13 protein-coding genes are annotated in these 15814 nt (G+C 45.0%); 9 read left to right on the top strand and 4 right to left on the bottom strand.

Features of this window, described 5'->3' with window-relative positions; all coding sequences use genetic code 11:
- Window positions 1-101 precede the first annotated feature (101 nt).
- The 9 genes from hisIE to MKI85_RS13530 all read left to right on the top strand — a co-directional run bounded on the left by hisIE (window position 102) and on the right by MKI85_RS13530 (window position 10302).
- Entirely contained in the window at window positions 102-884 is a 783-nt protein-coding gene (gene hisIE / locus MKI85_RS13570; protein WP_241628353.1) for a bifunctional phosphoribosyl-AMP cyclohydrolase/phosphoribosyl-ATP diphosphatase HisIE, read from the top strand.
- Complete coding sequence (locus MKI85_RS13565) at window positions 823-2403, top strand: UvrD-helicase domain-containing protein (RefSeq protein WP_413351379.1); 1581 nt, start codon at window positions 823-825, stop codon at window positions 2401-2403. The genes hisIE and MKI85_RS13565 overlap by 62 nt, the downstream gene beginning before the upstream one ends.
- 24 nt (window positions 2404-2427) lie before the next feature.
- Entirely contained in the window at window positions 2428-3807 is a 1380-nt protein-coding gene (locus MKI85_RS13560; protein WP_241628351.1) for an ATP-binding protein, read from the top strand.
- Window positions 3808-4112: 305 nt separating this feature from the next.
- Complete coding sequence (locus MKI85_RS13555) at window positions 4113-6953, top strand: monovalent cation/H+ antiporter subunit A (RefSeq protein ID WP_241628349.1); 2841 nt, start codon at window positions 4113-4115, stop codon at window positions 6951-6953.
- Window position 6954: 1 nt separating this feature from the next.
- Complete coding sequence (locus tag MKI85_RS13550) at window positions 6955-7320, top strand: Na+/H+ antiporter subunit C (protein ID WP_241628346.1); 366 nt, start codon at window positions 6955-6957, stop codon at window positions 7318-7320.
- Window positions 7320-9131 (top strand): monovalent cation/H+ antiporter subunit D, encoded by a 1812-nt coding sequence (locus MKI85_RS13545; protein ID WP_241628345.1) that lies wholly within the window; start codon window positions 7320-7322, stop codon window positions 9129-9131. The genes MKI85_RS13550 and MKI85_RS13545 overlap by 1 nt, the downstream gene beginning before the upstream one ends.
- A 2-nt stretch (window positions 9132-9133) precedes the next feature.
- Entirely contained in the window at window positions 9134-9655 is a 522-nt protein-coding gene (locus tag MKI85_RS13540) for a Na+/H+ antiporter subunit E (RefSeq protein ID WP_241628344.1), read from the top strand.
- Complete coding sequence (locus MKI85_RS13535) at window positions 9652-9927, top strand: monovalent cation/H+ antiporter subunit F (protein WP_241628343.1); 276 nt, start codon at window positions 9652-9654, stop codon at window positions 9925-9927. Before MKI85_RS13540 ends, MKI85_RS13535 begins: the two co-directional genes overlap by 4 nt.
- A gap of 12 nt (window positions 9928-9939) precedes the next feature.
- Window positions 9940-10302, top strand: a complete 363-nt coding sequence (locus tag MKI85_RS13530) for a Na+/H+ antiporter subunit G (RefSeq protein ID WP_241628342.1) — start codon at window positions 9940-9942, stop codon at window positions 10300-10302.
- 64 nt (window positions 10303-10366) lie between these two features.
- On the opposite strand, the gene MKI85_RS13525 is transcribed toward MKI85_RS13530, so the two are convergent.
- Genes MKI85_RS13525 through rimP form a run of 4 tightly spaced genes read right to left on the bottom strand, consistent with a single transcriptional unit; the run spans window position 10367 to window position 15534 of the window.
- Entirely contained in the window at window positions 10367-10774 is a 408-nt protein-coding gene (locus tag MKI85_RS13525; RefSeq protein WP_241628341.1) for a ribosome-binding factor A, read from the bottom strand.
- On the bottom strand, window positions 10774-13479 hold the full coding sequence (gene infB, locus MKI85_RS13520) for a translation initiation factor IF-2 (protein ID WP_241628340.1): 2706 nt from the start codon (window positions 13477-13479) through the stop codon (window positions 10774-10776). The genes MKI85_RS13525 and infB overlap by 1 nt, the downstream gene beginning before the upstream one ends.
- 10 nt (window positions 13480-13489) lie before the next feature.
- Entirely contained in the window at window positions 13490-14974 is a 1485-nt protein-coding gene (gene nusA / locus MKI85_RS13515) for a transcription termination factor NusA (protein WP_241628339.1), read from the bottom strand.
- Between the two features lie 35 nt (window positions 14975-15009).
- A complete protein-coding gene (rimP, locus tag MKI85_RS13510) occupies window positions 15010-15534 on the bottom strand; it encodes a ribosome maturation factor RimP (protein ID WP_241628338.1) in 525 nt (174 codons plus the stop codon).
- Window positions 15535-15814: the final 280 nt, after the last annotated feature.

The following is a 15814-nucleotide window of genomic DNA, read 5'->3' as shown; positions in this document are numbered from 1 at the left end:
AGATAATTCACACAAATCCAGCCCGATCACCTACACTATAGCCTGATGTTTTTCGCATCAACTTATATTCTTTTCGATTAACTGATTTTGGTGAAGTCCCTATGAACAATGTGCTATGGCTCGATGAAGTAAAATTTAACGAACAAGGTTTAGTCCCTGCCATTGCTCAGCATCATCAAACTGGACGTGTGCTGATGGTGGCGTGGATGAACCGCGAAGCCTTGGCACTCACTGCTGAAAAAAATCAGGCGGTTTATTTTTCTCGTTCACGCAATAAACTATGGCACAAAGGTGAAGAATCGGGTCACTTTCAAACGGTGCATGAAATTCGCCTCGATTGCGATGCCGATGTGATTGTTCTGCAAATTGAACAGCATGGTGGTATTGCCTGCCATACTGGTCGTGAATCGTGCTTCTACCGCAAGCTCACCCCGCAAGGCTGGGAAATTGTGGATGCACAACTGAAAGATCCAAACGCCATTTATGGTGAAAAATCCAGTAATCCGCATACTCTTGCAATGAATGCATCGAATGCACAATCAGAACAGGTTGAAGTCTTGTCTTATCTTGGTCAGATGATGGCTGAACGCAAAGCCGCAGACCCAGACTCCTCTTATGTGGCAAAGCTGTATCACAAAGGGCTGAACAAAATCCTAGAAAAAGTCGGTGAAGAAAGCGTTGAAAGCATTTTGGCAGCGAAAGAGCTGCAACTTGTTGCCAATGAAGACAATAAAAATGACCTGATTTATGAAGTTGCAGATTTGTGGTTCCATACCATTGTGATGCTCGGTCATTTCGACCTCGATCCACAACTGGTATTAAATGAATTGGCACGCCGCCAAGGCCTCTCTGGTTTGGTTGAAAAAGCCAACCGTAGCCACTAAGTCCGCTTTGCCTGTGTCGAATCAATATCAGAAACCGAGCGCTACTTATGAGCAGGCGACTGCCATTGATAACGCTCGTCTGGGACAATCCTTTAAAGTGATTGCCTATGCAGGCACAGGTAAAACCACGACTCTGCAAATGGTTAGTGATGCCATGCCACAACGACGTGGCATGTATCTCGCTTTTAACAAAGCCATTGCCAGTGAGGCACAGCAAAAATTTCACGCCAATGTGGATTGCCGCACCTTTCACTCGCTGGCATTTCGCAGTGTTCCACGTGGAATTACCGATAAACTGCGTTTACCCCGTTTAAGTCCAAGTTTTATTGCCAAAGAGTATCGCCTAGAACCGATTACCTTAAGACGCATGATGGGTGGACGTTATGAAAAATACGTACTGATGCCAAGTCGTCTTGCCAGTCTAGTTGCCAATGCCGTCAGCTATTTTTGCTCGACCAGTTCGCAATACCCTGCCCCACGACATCTGCAAGCGCCGAACTGGATGCATCCAGATGACATAGACGTTTTACAAAAACACCTCTACCCCGCGATTGAACGGCGTTGGCTGGAATCAATTGATCCCAACCATCAAGCTGGAATTGGGCATGATGTTTATCTAAAACTTTGGGCACTGTCTGAGCCGAATATTCCTACAGATTATGTCTTGTTTGATGAAGCCCAAGATGCCGATCCCCTTATGCTCGGCATCCTATTACGTCAAAAAAGCACTCAAGTGATTTATGTCGGTGATGCACATCAGCAGATTTATGCTTGGCGCGGTGCAGTCAATGCCATGCAGCAATTGCCGCTGCCCGAATCGCGTCTGACCACCTCATTTCGTTTTGGCGAAAGCATTGCGCAAAATGCCAATGCGATTTTAGGTGCGCTCAATGAAAAAGTACCACTTTTGGGTAATCCACTGCTGAATTCTAAAGTGGTGAATAAACCACACACCAAAATGCGTGATGCCATTTTATGTCGTACCAATGCCCGTGCCATGGAACTGCTGCTTTCTGGTTTGGTGCATGGTGATAAAGTCAGTCTGCAGGCCGATCATGTCAAACTGAATCGTTTTGTCGATGCCGCTAGCATGCTGAAACAAGGCAAACGCGTCACTGATGTGCCTGAACTGGCGTGGTTTAACTCATGGCATGATGTACATGAATATTGCGAAACTAATGAAGGCAGTGACATTAAACCTTTGGTGAAATTGGTCGATGATCATGGTACCGATCCACTCAAACGCGCTTTAGCCAAAATTACGCCGATTGAGCAGGCGGACTATATTATTTCCACAGCACACAAAGCCAAGGGACTGGAATGGGACCGTGTGCATATTGAAGATGACTATCAATTTAAACTGACCGAGCAAGATCACAAAATTAGTGACGAAGAGTTAAGATTGCTGTATGTCGCCTGCACTCGTGCTAAAGTAAGTCTAAATATTCACCATATTTACGACTTGATGCAACAACTCAAAAAGAAGATGCCTATATCGTTACGCCAAGCAGTAGGCTAGTTGTTGAACGAATGCGGGGCTTATATGAAAATCAAATCGTTACAGCTCAAACACACCAATCTGTTTGCCAATTTACAACTGCAATTCCATTACCATGATCAGCCGATTACTCTGATTCTAGGCGATCAGGCTTCAGGTAAAACCAGCATTTTAAAACATGCCTATCAAGCTCTGACCTGGTTTTCTGCTCGCTATAAAGATTTGCGTAGCGCTGGTGTTGTCATGCTTGATCAAGACATCATGCACAGTCGCTTGCAATCCAAAGTCCAGATTAGTGTCGAAATTCCTGCGGACATCGGTACTCTCGCTGAATCGGAAACAGCACAGCCCGAAGAGTCGAATTATTGTCGTTGGCAATTGTATAAAACCTTAAATCAGCAAGGCATAGGTCTCAGTAAAGCAGAAACCGATCAACTGGAACAACTGGTTCAGCTTTATCATCGCGCCTTACAGCAAGACCCGATGCAGGGCTTACCCCTGATTGCCTACTATCCCGCTGAACGCTTTGTCAATGAAATCAATTTGCTCAGTAAAAATAACCCAATCGTATTTCAGGCAGGACATGCCTATGAAGTGGCTGCGATTCCGTTTACTACCTTTAGTCGTTTTTTTGAATGGTTTCGTGAAATCAGTGATCTAGAAAATGCGCAGACCGCGCAACTGTTCCAGCAACTGATGCGGGATAAATTACATTTGGGTCCGCATCTACAACCTGAAAATGTACCGAACACCCTGTTTCAGGCGCATATTCAACTGCATGCTCCCTGTTTAAAAGCCTTGAAAGACAGTCTAAAAATCATTGTGCCTGAACTGAATGATATTTTTGTGCAATATCAGCCCAAACTGCAATTGATGGTGAACTACCAAGGCAAGGTCATGCAATTTCAACAGCTGTCCAGCAGTCAAAAGAACTGGATTGCCTTGATTGGCGATATTGTACGGCGCATGTGTTTACTCAATCCCCTTAGCCTGTATCCGTGTTTGGAAGGTGATGGAGTGTTATTAATTGATGCGATTGATGAGCAACTGGATCAAAACCACTGCAGTCTGATTTTGCAACATTTACATCAAGTTTTTCCGCGCTTGCAGATTATTGCCACAGGCAACCGCACCGAACTCTTAGAAAATGCCGCTGCCTACCAATGTCTGCAACTCAGCTCACAGGGCGTGCAGAATATTATGCTACACCCCCTGCAGCAGCAATTTGATCAGATATATGCCGAACTCAGTCAAATTTCTTTATCGGGTGCTACCGCATTGGAACAATTGTCCGATGAACCTACGATATCTGCTGCGCAACAACTGTATGCACAAATCCAACAACTCTCACCCGAAGCCCAAGCTGAATTACAACAACTTTGGCAACAACCGAATGACTCTTCCTTCAAAGATCCCTCCTCTTAATTGCAGATTTACACTGCATTCTACCCCTAAGTTTTAACCGCAAACTAGCGTTCAGCGCGTATAATCGGACAGGTGTGCGCAAAATGGTTTGATGTTGTTTTATTCATGTAATAAGATCAGATTTATTGGGCTTTTTTATAGTAAAATTTTGTTTTGCTATAATTTTGCAAGTTGCGCAACACAACTTGTTTTTCGTTTTTTATTTTCTTTACGGCTTTCAAGATCGAGTATTTTTGGATAACTCTTTGCTGTCCTGTAATCCTTGAAAGATAAGATTCACCCTTAGGTTTCGACCTAACACGACAATGGATACAAGTGTGCTACCAATTATTATCTTGTTACCGTTAGTACTTGGCACAACCCTTGTCTCGTGGCTGAAGAAATTTTCGCGCGGGGTAACGGCTCTCGGGGCTATCGGAGTCAGTCTAAGCAGTTTAATTCTGTTGCTGACTCAGGCAAAGCAGGTCTTTCATGGCGAAGTCATCACTCAAAGCTGGTCTTGGTTACCGCAACTGGGCATTGATCTGAGCTTTCGACTCGATGCCTTAGGTCTACTCTTCTCTTTGCTGATTACCGGTATCGGTACCCTCATTTTTATATATGCCTATTATTACCTTAGTCCTAAAAACTCATTGAGCAAACTGTATTTGTTACTAATGTTGTTTATGGCGGCAATGTTGGGTATCTCTCTTTCCAATAATTTAATTTTGCTGCTAATTTTTTGGGAACTGACCAGTATTTCCTCCTTCCTACTCGTTGGCTACTGGAGCAACTATGATGTTGCACAGCGTGGCTCACGGATGGCACTCACCATTACTGGTATGGGTGGCTTGGCGATGCTGGGGGGCTTTGTGCTGCTGGGACAAATTACAGGTACCTATGAGATTGACCAGATTCTGACCATGTCAGAACAGATTCAAAGTCATTCTCTATTTGTACCCACCTTATTGCTGATTTTATTGGGTGCTTTTACCAAAAGCGCACAATTCCCGTTCCATTTCTGGCTACCCAATGCCATGGCGGCACCCACCCCTGTTTCGGCTTATCTGCATTCAGCCACCATGGTCAAGGCAGGGATTTTCCTGCTGGCTCGCTTACTCCCGATTTTTGCAGGGGCTGCGCTGTATCACAATATTGTGACCTTTGTTGGCTTATTTACCTTTTGTATGGCAGCTTTCTTTGCCATTTTCAAAGAAGATCTCAAAGGTCTATTGGCCTACTCCACCATCAGCCATCTTGGTTTAATTGTGTGTCTCTTGGGTATCGGCTCACCGCTGGCGGTTGCTGCGGCAATTTTCCATATCATCAACCACGCAACTTTTAAGGCTGCGCTGTTTATGATCGCGGGGATTGTTGATCATGAAACGGGAACTCGTGACTTACGTAAGCTCAGTGGTGTCTGGCAATTGCTGCCATTCACAGCAACCCTGACTATGGTTACAGCGGCTGCCATGGCGGGTGTACCTCTGACTAACGGCTTTTTGTCTAAAGAGATGTTCTTTACCGAATTGCTTGCAAACTTGAATGGTCCAGTACTGATTCTGGCTGCAATCGTCGCCACTTTTGCAGGTATTTTCGCGGTGGCCTACTCGGTACGTTTGGTTCATGGCGTATTCTTTGATGGTCCACTGGGTGCACAGGTCCCAAATAAAGAAGGACACGAGCCACCCATCGGCATGCGCGCCCCTGCCATTCTCTTGGCAATTTTATGTATTGTAGTGGGCATTTTCCCTGCACTGACGGTTGAACATATCGTCAATAGCACCACACGTGCCAGCACCCAATTACATGATTTCGGTGGTACTCATTTAGCCATTTGGCACGGGTTTAACCTGCCTTTGCTGATGAGTCTAATTGCACTGGTCGGTGGTCTAAGCTTTTACTTTGTACTTGCTAAAAACCGCAAACTCCGCAGTATGGATCTAGATCCAACTTTAGGGGCATTTCAAGGTAAGCTTTTATTTGAATCATTCCTGAAACATTTATTACTGACTTCACGCAAGATTAAACGCAAAACAGAAACAGGTTCCTTACAGACCTATCTGATCTGGATTGTAGCATTGAGTATAGTCATGGTCGCAGTCCCTCTAATTGGTCAAGGTCTGACCACAGGCACACGCGAACTCACCCATGCACCAATGCTGGCAGTTGTGCTCTGGCTACTGCTGTTCTCTGCTTGCTGGATGATGCTCTGGTTCCACCATGAACGCATCAAAGCAGTGTTGATTAGTGGTGCAATCGGTTTAGTCGTGACCATGGTGTTCGTCACCTTATCGGCACCTGATCTGGCGTTGACCCAAATCACCGTCGATGTAGTCACGACTGTGTTGCTATTAATGAGCCTATCACTGTTACCACAACTCACCCCGTATGAATCCAGTCAAGCACGTCGTTGGCGCGATGCCATTATTGCAATTGCTGGTGGGGTTGGGATTGGCTGGATCACTTGGCTGATTCTGACCCGCGATCATAATTCGATTTCTTGGTTCTTCTTGCAACAGTCCATTCCATTGGGTGGTGGCTCCAACGTCGTTAACGTGATTCTGGTGGATTTCCGTGGTTTCGATACCTTCGGTGAAATTACCGTATTGGGAATTGCAGGGATTGGTACCCTCTGTTTAATGGATGGCATGCGTACGCATGGCACCACCACGACACAGGGTTTAACCTACCGCTTTAACCCCTCCCCTTTAATGCTCCGCATCGCCTCTTCTTGGATTTTGCCTTTGGCATTGGTAATTAGCCTGTATATTTTCCTGCGTGGACACAATTATCCAGGCGGTGGTTTTATTGCAGGCTTAATCACCTCCTTGGCACTGATCATCCAGTATATTGCATTGGGTCAAGACCAAGCTGAACAAATGCTGAAAGCCAAATCTGGTCGTTTGTATGAAATCTGGATTGGTACAGGCTTAAGCATTGCAGGATTAACAGCACTGGCTGCTTGGTATTGGGGACGTCCGTTCCTGACCAGCGCACACATCTATGTTTCACCACCAGTTTTAGGTGAAATGCATTTGGCATCAGCGGCAGCCTTTGACGTCGGGGTGTATATCACGGTGGTTGGCGCAACCATGCTGATGATCTCGGTGTTGGGCGACTCACGTCACTCCAGCATGGCTGGTCCATTACCAAAGGGGAAATAATATGATTAGTCTAGAATTTCTTATTGCCTCTGCGATTGGACTATTAATTGCAACCGGCATTTACCTGATTCTACGGGCACGTACTTTTCCTGTTGTGCTCGGTTTAGCCATGATTGGTTATGCCGTGAATGTGTTCCTGTTTGCCATGGGTCGTGTACAAGTCAATGCCCCTGCGGTGTTGACCGAAGCCACTAAATCCAGCGACCCATTACCGCAAGCACTGGTACTTACCGCCATTGTGATTGGTTTTGCCACCACCGCCTTTATTGTACAACTGGCATTACGCAGCCGCTATGAATCAGGGACAGACCACGTTGACTCCAAAGAAGAGATTAGTCTTGTCGACCCACGTGAGGATGAGCCTTAATGCATAATTTCATCCAATTTTGGGCCGAACATACACCAATTTTTAGCATCATCATTCCTGCATTCACAGGTTTCTTACTGGTTTTACTGGGTAATCCGGGTTCAGGTTCACTCGCCTACGACTGGCGTCAACCGTGGCGACGCGGCATCAGTTTAATTTCTTCATTACTTGGACTAGCCACAGCCATCAGTTATTTAATGATTGCCAGTCACGGTCAAATCAGCAGTTACAATTTGAGTGAATGGACTGCACCTTTCGGTATTGTCTTGGTCTTAGACCAGCTCTCCGCCCTGATGCTGGTCTTAACCTATGCCCTTGCCGTACCTGTGTTGTGGTTTGCCAGTCGTGAATGGGATACCCGTGGTCGTTATTTCCATGCCATGTTCCATTTCTTGTTAATGGGACTCTGTGGAGCCTTCTTAACAGGTGACTTGTTCAACCTATTCGTTTTCTTCGAAATCCTGCTACTGGCATCGTATGTATTGCTATTACATGGACAAGGTAAAGCACGTTTCCAGCTCGGCATTCATTACGTCACCATCAACCTGCTGGCTTCTGCCCTGTTTTTGATTGGTCTGGGCATGATTTATGGCAGTGTCGGCAGCTTAAATATGGCGGATGTCGCACGACTGATCCCAAGTCTACAACCTGATCAGCATAAACTTGCAGTTGCGGGTGGTTTGCTGCTCTTCGTGGTGTTTGGCATTAAAGCTGCCATGCTACCTGTCGGTTTCTGGCTACCAAAGACTTATGCTGTTGCCACTACGCCTGTCGCTGCCATCTTTACCATCATGACCAAAGTCGGGATTTACGCGATTTTGCGTGTTAACGGTACGGTATTTGATGATGCCTTGAGCCAATCCATTCTACAAAACTGGTTATTACCGATAGGATTGATTACCTCACTGTATGGCGTGATTGGTGCGATTGGTGCGGAACGCTTACGCCGCTTTGTCGGGTTTATGGTGCTGTCTTCGATTGGTACATTACTCATCGCCATCTCAACGATGAATACACAGGCATGGTCAGCCACACTGTATTATCTGGTCCACAGCACGCTGATTGCTGCGGCCTTTTATCTGCTCTGTGGCTGGATTACTTCTCAACGTGGTGTCTATAAAGACTATCTCAAAATTGCACCACAAATGAAGCAACACCATGTGCTTTCAATCTGCTATTTCCTGATCGCCTTGATGATGGCAGGTTTACCTCCATTCAGCGGCTTTTTGGGTAAGGTTTTCATTCTACAAGCTACCGCCAATGAGCCTTATCAAGGTCTGATTATTGCCGTGATTTTGATTGTCAGTCTGTTAAGTATTATCGCCTTTACCCGTGTCGGTTTTATTCTGTTCTGGCGTGCCAGCAAGCCTGAAGAATTGGCGCATACTGAAGCGGATTTTATGGCCTATCAAGCCACTCCAGAGCAAGCCCCTGCACGTAACGATACAGCAATTTACATGCTATTAGCAGGTTTAATGGTGTATATGGTTGCGACTGGACCGATCCAACAATATACACAGAATGCTGCACTGCAAATTCAGAATAATGCTTTGTACGAAGCTTCTCTTTTGAAAAAGGATGAACTCAATCAAGTGATTAGTGTGCAACCTTTCGATCCTGAGAATTTACCAGAAACCAAATATGGTGGTGAAACACGTGATCCAAATGCACATTTAATTCCGTATGCCATCAGCGAAAAAACCTTGTCAGGTGAACACATCTCACCGTATAAGTTACATCAAATTCAAGAACAGCAGACTCCAGAAATGTTGATTCCTGATAATGCTCAACTTAAACCAGTGGAGCCATAACGATGCAAAAAACAAATTTTCTTAGTCGCTGGCTGCCACATCCTTTTGTTTCCGTTTTGGTTGCCATTACATGGATAATGTTGGCGCATAGCTTAGATGCAGCCACCTTAGTCATGGCGGCTTTGCTGGCAGTGATTATTCCTCGTCTAGTGCAGCCGTTTATCCAACCTACCTCGAAGATTAACTGGGTCGCTGCGATCAAACTGTTTTTTGTGGTGCTGTGGGATATCATTATTTCCAACATCCGTATTGCAAAATTAGTGTTGGGTCCAATGGATCGCTTACATCCAAAATGGTATCGCGTGCCTTTGGAAACCCAACACGATGAAGTCAATAGCTTACTGGCAATGATCATCACCACCACCCCTGGTACCGTTTCCGCAGGGATTGATCTGGATCGTGGCGATATCCTGGTGCATGCTTTAAGTAGTGAAGATGTCGAGATTGATATTCAGGACATCAAGAACCGCTATGAAAAGCCATTACTGGAAATCTTCCACGTCAACTCAGGAGATGCCACATGACCATTTTGCCTTATGCTTTAGGAATTTGCATGGTGGCGATTACCGTTTCGATGCTCATGTGCCTAGGTCGTCTAATTATTGGACCTTCGATTGTGGATCGTCTCTTGGCTTTAGACACGCTATTCTTGAATGCGACCTGCCTGATTGTGGTATTAGGCATCTACTGGAGCACCACTTCATTATTTGAAGGAGCTCTACTGGTGGCCATGCTCGGCTTTGTTTCAACCGTCGCCTTGGCACGCTATTTCACTTCAGGTCATGTCATCGATTAAGGAGAGCCTTTAATGCAATTACTCATGGAAATTTTGGTTTCTATTTTCTTGCTGATCGGTGCATTCTTTATGCTGGTCGGCGGTATTGGTATGGTTCGCCTGCCCGATTTGTTTATGCGCCTACATGCTCCCACCAAATCGAGCACCTTGGGTTTGGGCAGCTTCCTGATTGCCGCCATGATTTACTCAGCGTTTCAGGGACGCATCGGTTTTGCAGAAATTTTACTCACACTATTGGCTTTCATCACTGCACCCGTATCTGCCAACCTCATGGCACAAGCAGCATTACATTTACGTTTACGCTCAATGAGTGGTGATGTACCTGAAGCATTAAATCGCCCTTTACCATGGCAGCGCCAACGTCGTCGTGAATAACCTCTAAACATAAAAAAGCCACCCGAAGGTGGCTTTTTTATGTCACTCAATTTCGCAATTGAGCTTATTCATCATCTTGTTGTTTTGCTTCAGCATCAGGTAAATCCTTCACTGCTTCTGCAATCAGACCAAACATGTAGTTACCGTAGGCATTTGTCTTATCATAATGAAAACGCAAGCGTGGCGTAATACGTGTCTTAATACGACGGCTTAATTCATGACGTAAGAAACCAGATGCTTTGTTAAGTACATCAAGCGTTTCTTTATTTGCCACTGCACTTTGCTCATCGCCAAGTTCACGCCCCATTACGGTGACATAGACTTCTGCATAGCCTAAATCTGGGCTGACCTTCACCGCCGAGATGGTCACAAGACCACCTAAGCGTGGATCTTTCAGCTCTTGACGGATTAACTCAGACAACTCACGCTGAACTGTATCTGCCATTCGCTTAAGACGCTGACTACCCGCCATTAAAGACTCCGTTTAATCAGTTGAACATCATAGACTTCGATCTTATCTTTGACTTTGATGTCTTTATAACCTTTCACCGCAAGACCACATTCCATACCTGCACGAACGTCTTCAACCACTTCTTTATAGCGACGAAGAGACTCAAGCTCACCCTGGAATACCACCACGTCATCACGTAATACGCGAATCGGTTTATTACGGTGTAACATACCTTCAAGTACCATACAGCCTGCTGCTGCACCAAACTTACTTGAGTGGAATACTTCACGAACTTCAGCCACACCTAGAATCGTTTCACGATGTTCTGGCGCAAGCTTACCGCTCATCGCATCTTTCACATCATCAATCAATTGATAGATCACGCTGTAGTAACGAATGTCGATACCGTCTGCATCCGCTTTTTGACGCGCAGTGTTGTCTGCACGAACGTTAAAGCCAAGTAATACAGCTTCAGAAGATTCAGCTAGTGTTACGTCAGACTCAGTGATTGCACCCACGCCTGAACCGATAATACGAACTTTTACTTCATCCGTTGCAAGTTCAGCAAGGGCTACGTGCAATGCTTCCAAAGTACCGCGTACATCAGTTTTCAACACTACATTCACAATCGGCACATCTTTCTTGCCCATTGATGCCATGATGTTTTCTAAACGCATTGCACTTTGACGTTCAAGACGTTTTTGACGTTCACGATCCATACGCGCATCAGCAACTTCGCGTGCTTTCTTCTCATCGCTAACAACAAGAACTTCATCACCCGCCATTGGTGCTTCTGGAAGACCCAAAATTTCCACTGGAATCGATGGACCTGCTGACTTAATGCGTTGACCATTTTCATCGGTCATTGCACGAACGCGACCATAAGATGCGCCTGCTAGAACAAGGTCACCGACTTTCAATGTACCGTTTTGAACAAGAATAGACGTTACCGCACCACGGCTCGTGTCTACACGTGCTTCAATCACCACACCTTGTGCTGCACCTTCTTCAGATGCTTTCAACTCTAACATTTCTGCTTGAATTGAAATTAGGTCTAGAAGCTCATCGATACCCATACCAGAGTGTGCTGAAACCATCGCCACTGGTACATCACCACCCCATTGTTCAGGGACGATTTGTTTCGTTGTCAATTCGTTCAATACGCGATCTGGATCAGCAGATTCTTTATCCATCTTGTTGATTGCAACAATGATAGGTGTACCTGCAGCACGCGCATGATCAATTGCTTCCGCAGTTTGTGGCATTACACCATCATCTGCTGCCACAACCAACACCACGATATCTGTCGCTTTCGCACCACGTGAACGCATTGCAGTAAATGCTGCGTGTCCAGGTGTATCTAGGAAGGTAATGATGCCTTTATCAGTCGTTACATGGTATGCACCGATGTGCTGGGTAATACCACCTGCTTCACCCGCAGCCACTTTCGAGCGACGGATACGGTCAAGCAACGATGTTTTACCATGGTCAACGTGACCCATAATCGTAACAACTGGCGCACGAGTTGATTGTACACCACGTGCTTCTTCAGCAGCTTCAAGTAAGTTATCTTCTGCTTGTGTATCAGAAACTAGAACTGGGTTATGACCCATTTCTTCAACCACGAGTGCTGCAATTTCTTGCTCAATCGCTTGGTTCTGTGTCACTAACTCACCCATTTTCATGAGTGATTTAATGACTTCACGTACTTTAACTGCCATTTTTGCAGCAAGGTCAGCAACAACAATCGTTTCACCAATTTCAACATCATAAACTTGTTTTTTAACTGGTTTTTCAAAGCCATGCTTGTTTGACTGGCTTGTTTTTAAACCACGTTTATGTGAGTTATCACGGAAAGATTGTTCTTCACCACGACGACCACCTTTCTTCGATGAACGTGTATTGGTCGTGCTTGTACCACGCTTAATTTCACGGTCTTCTTTCGCGAAAGAATCTTCGTATGCCTGACCAACAAGACCCGCTGCAAGAGGAGAATCATCAATCACGCGAATGGTAGGCGTTGCATCATCAGAAGAATATTTTGAAGCCATCTGACGCATCTGTTCAAGCGTACGTTGTTGTGCTTCTTCTGCTGCCTTGCGACGAGCAGCTTCTTCAGTCGCTTTAAGTTGTGCTGCTTGAGCTTCACGCGCTTTTTTCTGCTCAGGCGTCTCAATTACTTTAACTTGCGCTTTTACAATCGGCTTATTGGTTGATTTACGCTTCACCACTACCGCTGCTTTCGCTGTTTCTTGCTTAGTGGTTTCTTGCTTAGCAGCAGCACGCATCGCTTCTAAATTTGCAGCCGCTTTGTTTGCTACTGGAGTTTCAGCTTTAGGCTCAGCTTTCGCTTTAGAATCAACAGCTGTACGTGCCTGTTGTTCAGCTTGTGCTTTTGCTAAAGCTTCTGCTTTGATTTGTTCAGGATCTGGCTTAGTAAATGTATGTTTCTTGCGAACTTCTACATTAATCGTTTTAGCCTTACCTGAGGTACTTGCCACTTTGGCAGTACCTGTAGTTTTACGTTTCAACGTGATTTGTCCTGCTTGCCCTACGTCCTGACCATGAACTTTCTTCAAGTGGTTAACGAGGGTATCTTGTTGTTCAGTAGAAATAATGTCGTCAGCTTTACGTTGCGGCAAACCTGCATCGCGAACCTGCTCTAGGAGCTTGTCTACAGGACGTCCTACGCTGAGTGCTAACTCTTGAATCGACTTGTCCGTCATATATTACCTCCTAGTTAAACCATGATTCGCGCGCTTTCATAATCAATTGACCCGCTTGTTCAGCCCCTAAACCTTCAATATCAGAGATATCGTCAGTTGCTTGGTCTGCCAAGTCATCAACTGTCACTACTCCACGTGCAGCCAATGCATACGCGATTTCTTGTGTCATTCCTTCCATTGCAAGAAGTTCTGCACTTGGATCTTGGATATTTTCCTGCTGCTGTAATGCATCTGCCAACGCTACTTCTTTAGCACGGCTTTGCAGTAATTCAACAGTTTCAGCATCTAGCTCAATTTCATCAAAAGTTTCAGCTGGTACATAAGCGATTTCTTCGAGTGAAGTAAAGCCCATCTCAACCAAAGCCATTGCTAAATCTTCTTCAATATCTAAACGTGAAACAAACAAGTCTAGGTATTGTTGAGCTTCGTTTTGCTGACGTGCATGATACTCTTCTTCAAGCATCATGTTCAGTTTGTAGCCTGTTAATTCAGACGCCAAACGTACGTTTTGGCCTTGTGAACCAATCGCACGAGCCAATTGATCGCTCGTTGCAAATATAATGTCTGCAGTACGTTCTTCTTCATCAATCACGATACCCGTTACATCAGCTGGCTCTAAAGCACTTGCGATATATTGAGCCGGATCATCAGACCACACCACCACATCAATACGCTCACCATTCAGTTCCTGTTGTACTGCTTGAATACGCGTACCACGCATACCAATACATGCACCTACAGGATCAATACGATGGTCATTGGTTTTCACTGCAATTTTAGCACGAACACCTGGTTGACGAGCTGCTGCTTTAATCTCAATGATTTCTTCAGAAATTTCAGGAATTTCCTTTTTCATCAATGCCATTAGCATTTCAGGACGTGCACGTGACAATAACAATTGTGCACCACGACCTTCACGATTCACGTTAAACAAAATCGCATTTACGCGTTGTTTCGGACGTAAAATCTCTTTCGCGATCATTTCTTCACGCGCAAGATATGCTTCAGCATTATCACCAAGATCAATAATAAAACCGTCTTTGGTCTGCTTCTTCACTTCACCGTAAATCAGCTCACCGACTTTTGACTCATAAGCATCAGCAACTAAAGCACGCTCAGCTTCACGAATCTTTTGCACGATCACTTGTTTCGCAATTTGCGCAGCAATACGGCCGAAATCAATCGATTCCACTTCCAATTCGCGGATGTCACCAATTGACCATTTGGCAGGATCAACATCAGTAATCGCGTCTTGGCATGCAGGCATTTCGTGATCTTCATCTGCAACCACTTCCCATTGACGGAAAGTACGATAGTCACCAGTTTTACGATCAATCTCTACACGCAGACGCGCTTCTTCAGAATTCGTGCCTTCATAAAATTTCTTTTTCGTCGCTGCAACGAGAGCTTGTTCAAGCGCTTCGAAAATTGCTTCGCGACCTACACCTTTTTCGTTACTAACCGTTTCAACGACGGTAAGGATTTCGCGTGCCATAAGTCACCTATTTGTTCAGATTCTTATAAATTGAATTAATCTTGATAGACCAGATGTGCTTTGTCGATATTGTTACTATCAATTTCAAGTACTTGTTGCTTTTCTACTTCAACCTGAATCATTTCATTTTCCAGATCTACTGCAACCAATTTAGCTTGAAATTTACGACGATTTTCTACAGCACTGATCAGACGTAATGCGACTTGTTGACCAATATATGCCGGCATTTGCTCCAATTGGAAAAATGGACGATCCCAACCTGGAGAAGACACTTCGAGTGCATACTCTCCTGAAATTGGATCATGAACATCGAGCATAGCACCCACTTGTTGAGTGACACGCACACAGTCTTGCACACCGATACCACGACCGAGTTCAACCTCGCCATCTTCGTTGATAGCTGGTTCTACATCTTCGTCAACAGCTTTATCAATATAGATACGCAATAATGAACGTTTACCTTGTGGGATAAATTCAATCCCCCAAAGATCTACATTACAAGCTTGCACTGCAGGAGCGATTAAATCTTGGAGTGCTTGGGTTTTATTTGATAACTTCATTTACTCTCGTCATTTTTGTGCGATTCAATGGTCGTTGTGACCGATGAAACAGACCTACTATAGTGAAGCATGACTATTTGACCAATTGATGTCGACACTACACGATAGCCAATAAAAAAGGGCGCAATCGCCCCTATTATTACACAGAAAACCAATGTCCACTGTGCAAAAAGGCCCACCTAGTTGTGAGCCTCTTTAGAAACTTGGTAGCGGGAGCTGGATTTGAACCAACGACCTTCGGGTTATGAGCCCGACGAGCTACCAGACTGCTCCATCCCGC

The sequence above is a fragment of the Acinetobacter zhairuonensis genome (genome assembly GCF_022601715.1).
Classification (GTDB): domain Bacteria; phylum Pseudomonadota; class Gammaproteobacteria; order Pseudomonadales; family Moraxellaceae; genus Acinetobacter.
The sequence above is the reverse complement of the archived record's forward strand: the minus strand, read 5'-3'. Positions and strand labels throughout refer to the sequence as shown.

What these genes read in the sequence shown, in the direction of transcription:
- hisIE (WP_241628353.1), top strand. Translation starts at nt 102, where the DNA reads ATGAACAATGTGCTATGGCTCGATGAAGTAAAATTTAACGAACAAGGT.
- MKI85_RS13565 (WP_413351379.1), top strand. Translation starts at nt 823, where the DNA reads ATGAATTGGCACGCCGCCAAGGCCTCTCTGGTTTGGTTGAAAAAGCCA.
- MKI85_RS13560 (WP_241628351.1), top strand. Translation starts at nt 2,428, where the DNA reads ATGAAAATCAAATCGTTACAGCTCAAACACACCAATCTGTTTGCCAAT.
- MKI85_RS13555 (WP_241628349.1), top strand. Translation starts at nt 4,113, where the DNA reads ATGGATACAAGTGTGCTACCAATTATTATCTTGTTACCGTTAGTACTT.
- MKI85_RS13550 (WP_241628346.1), top strand. Translation starts at nt 6,955, where the DNA reads ATGATTAGTCTAGAATTTCTTATTGCCTCTGCGATTGGACTATTAATT.
- MKI85_RS13545 (WP_241628345.1), top strand. Translation starts at nt 7,320, where the DNA reads ATGCATAATTTCATCCAATTTTGGGCCGAACATACACCAATTTTTAGC.
- MKI85_RS13540 (WP_241628344.1), top strand. Translation starts at nt 9,134, where the DNA reads ATGCAAAAAACAAATTTTCTTAGTCGCTGGCTGCCACATCCTTTTGTT.
- MKI85_RS13535 (WP_241628343.1), top strand. Translation starts at nt 9,652, where the DNA reads ATGACCATTTTGCCTTATGCTTTAGGAATTTGCATGGTGGCGATTACC.
- MKI85_RS13530 (WP_241628342.1), top strand. Translation starts at nt 9,940, where the DNA reads ATGCAATTACTCATGGAAATTTTGGTTTCTATTTTCTTGCTGATCGGT.
- MKI85_RS13525 (WP_241628341.1), bottom strand. Translation starts at nt 10,774, where the DNA reads ATGGCGGGTAGTCAGCGTCTTAAGCGAATGGCAGATACAGTTCAGCGT.
- infB (WP_241628340.1), bottom strand. Translation starts at nt 13,479, where the DNA reads ATGACGGACAAGTCGATTCAAGAGTTAGCACTCAGCGTAGGACGTCCT.
- nusA (WP_241628339.1), bottom strand. Translation starts at nt 14,974, where the DNA reads ATGGCACGCGAAATCCTTACCGTCGTTGAAACGGTTAGTAACGAAAAA.
- rimP (WP_241628338.1), bottom strand. Translation starts at nt 15,534, where the DNA reads ATGAAGTTATCAAATAAAACCCAAGCACTCCAAGATTTAATCGCTCCT.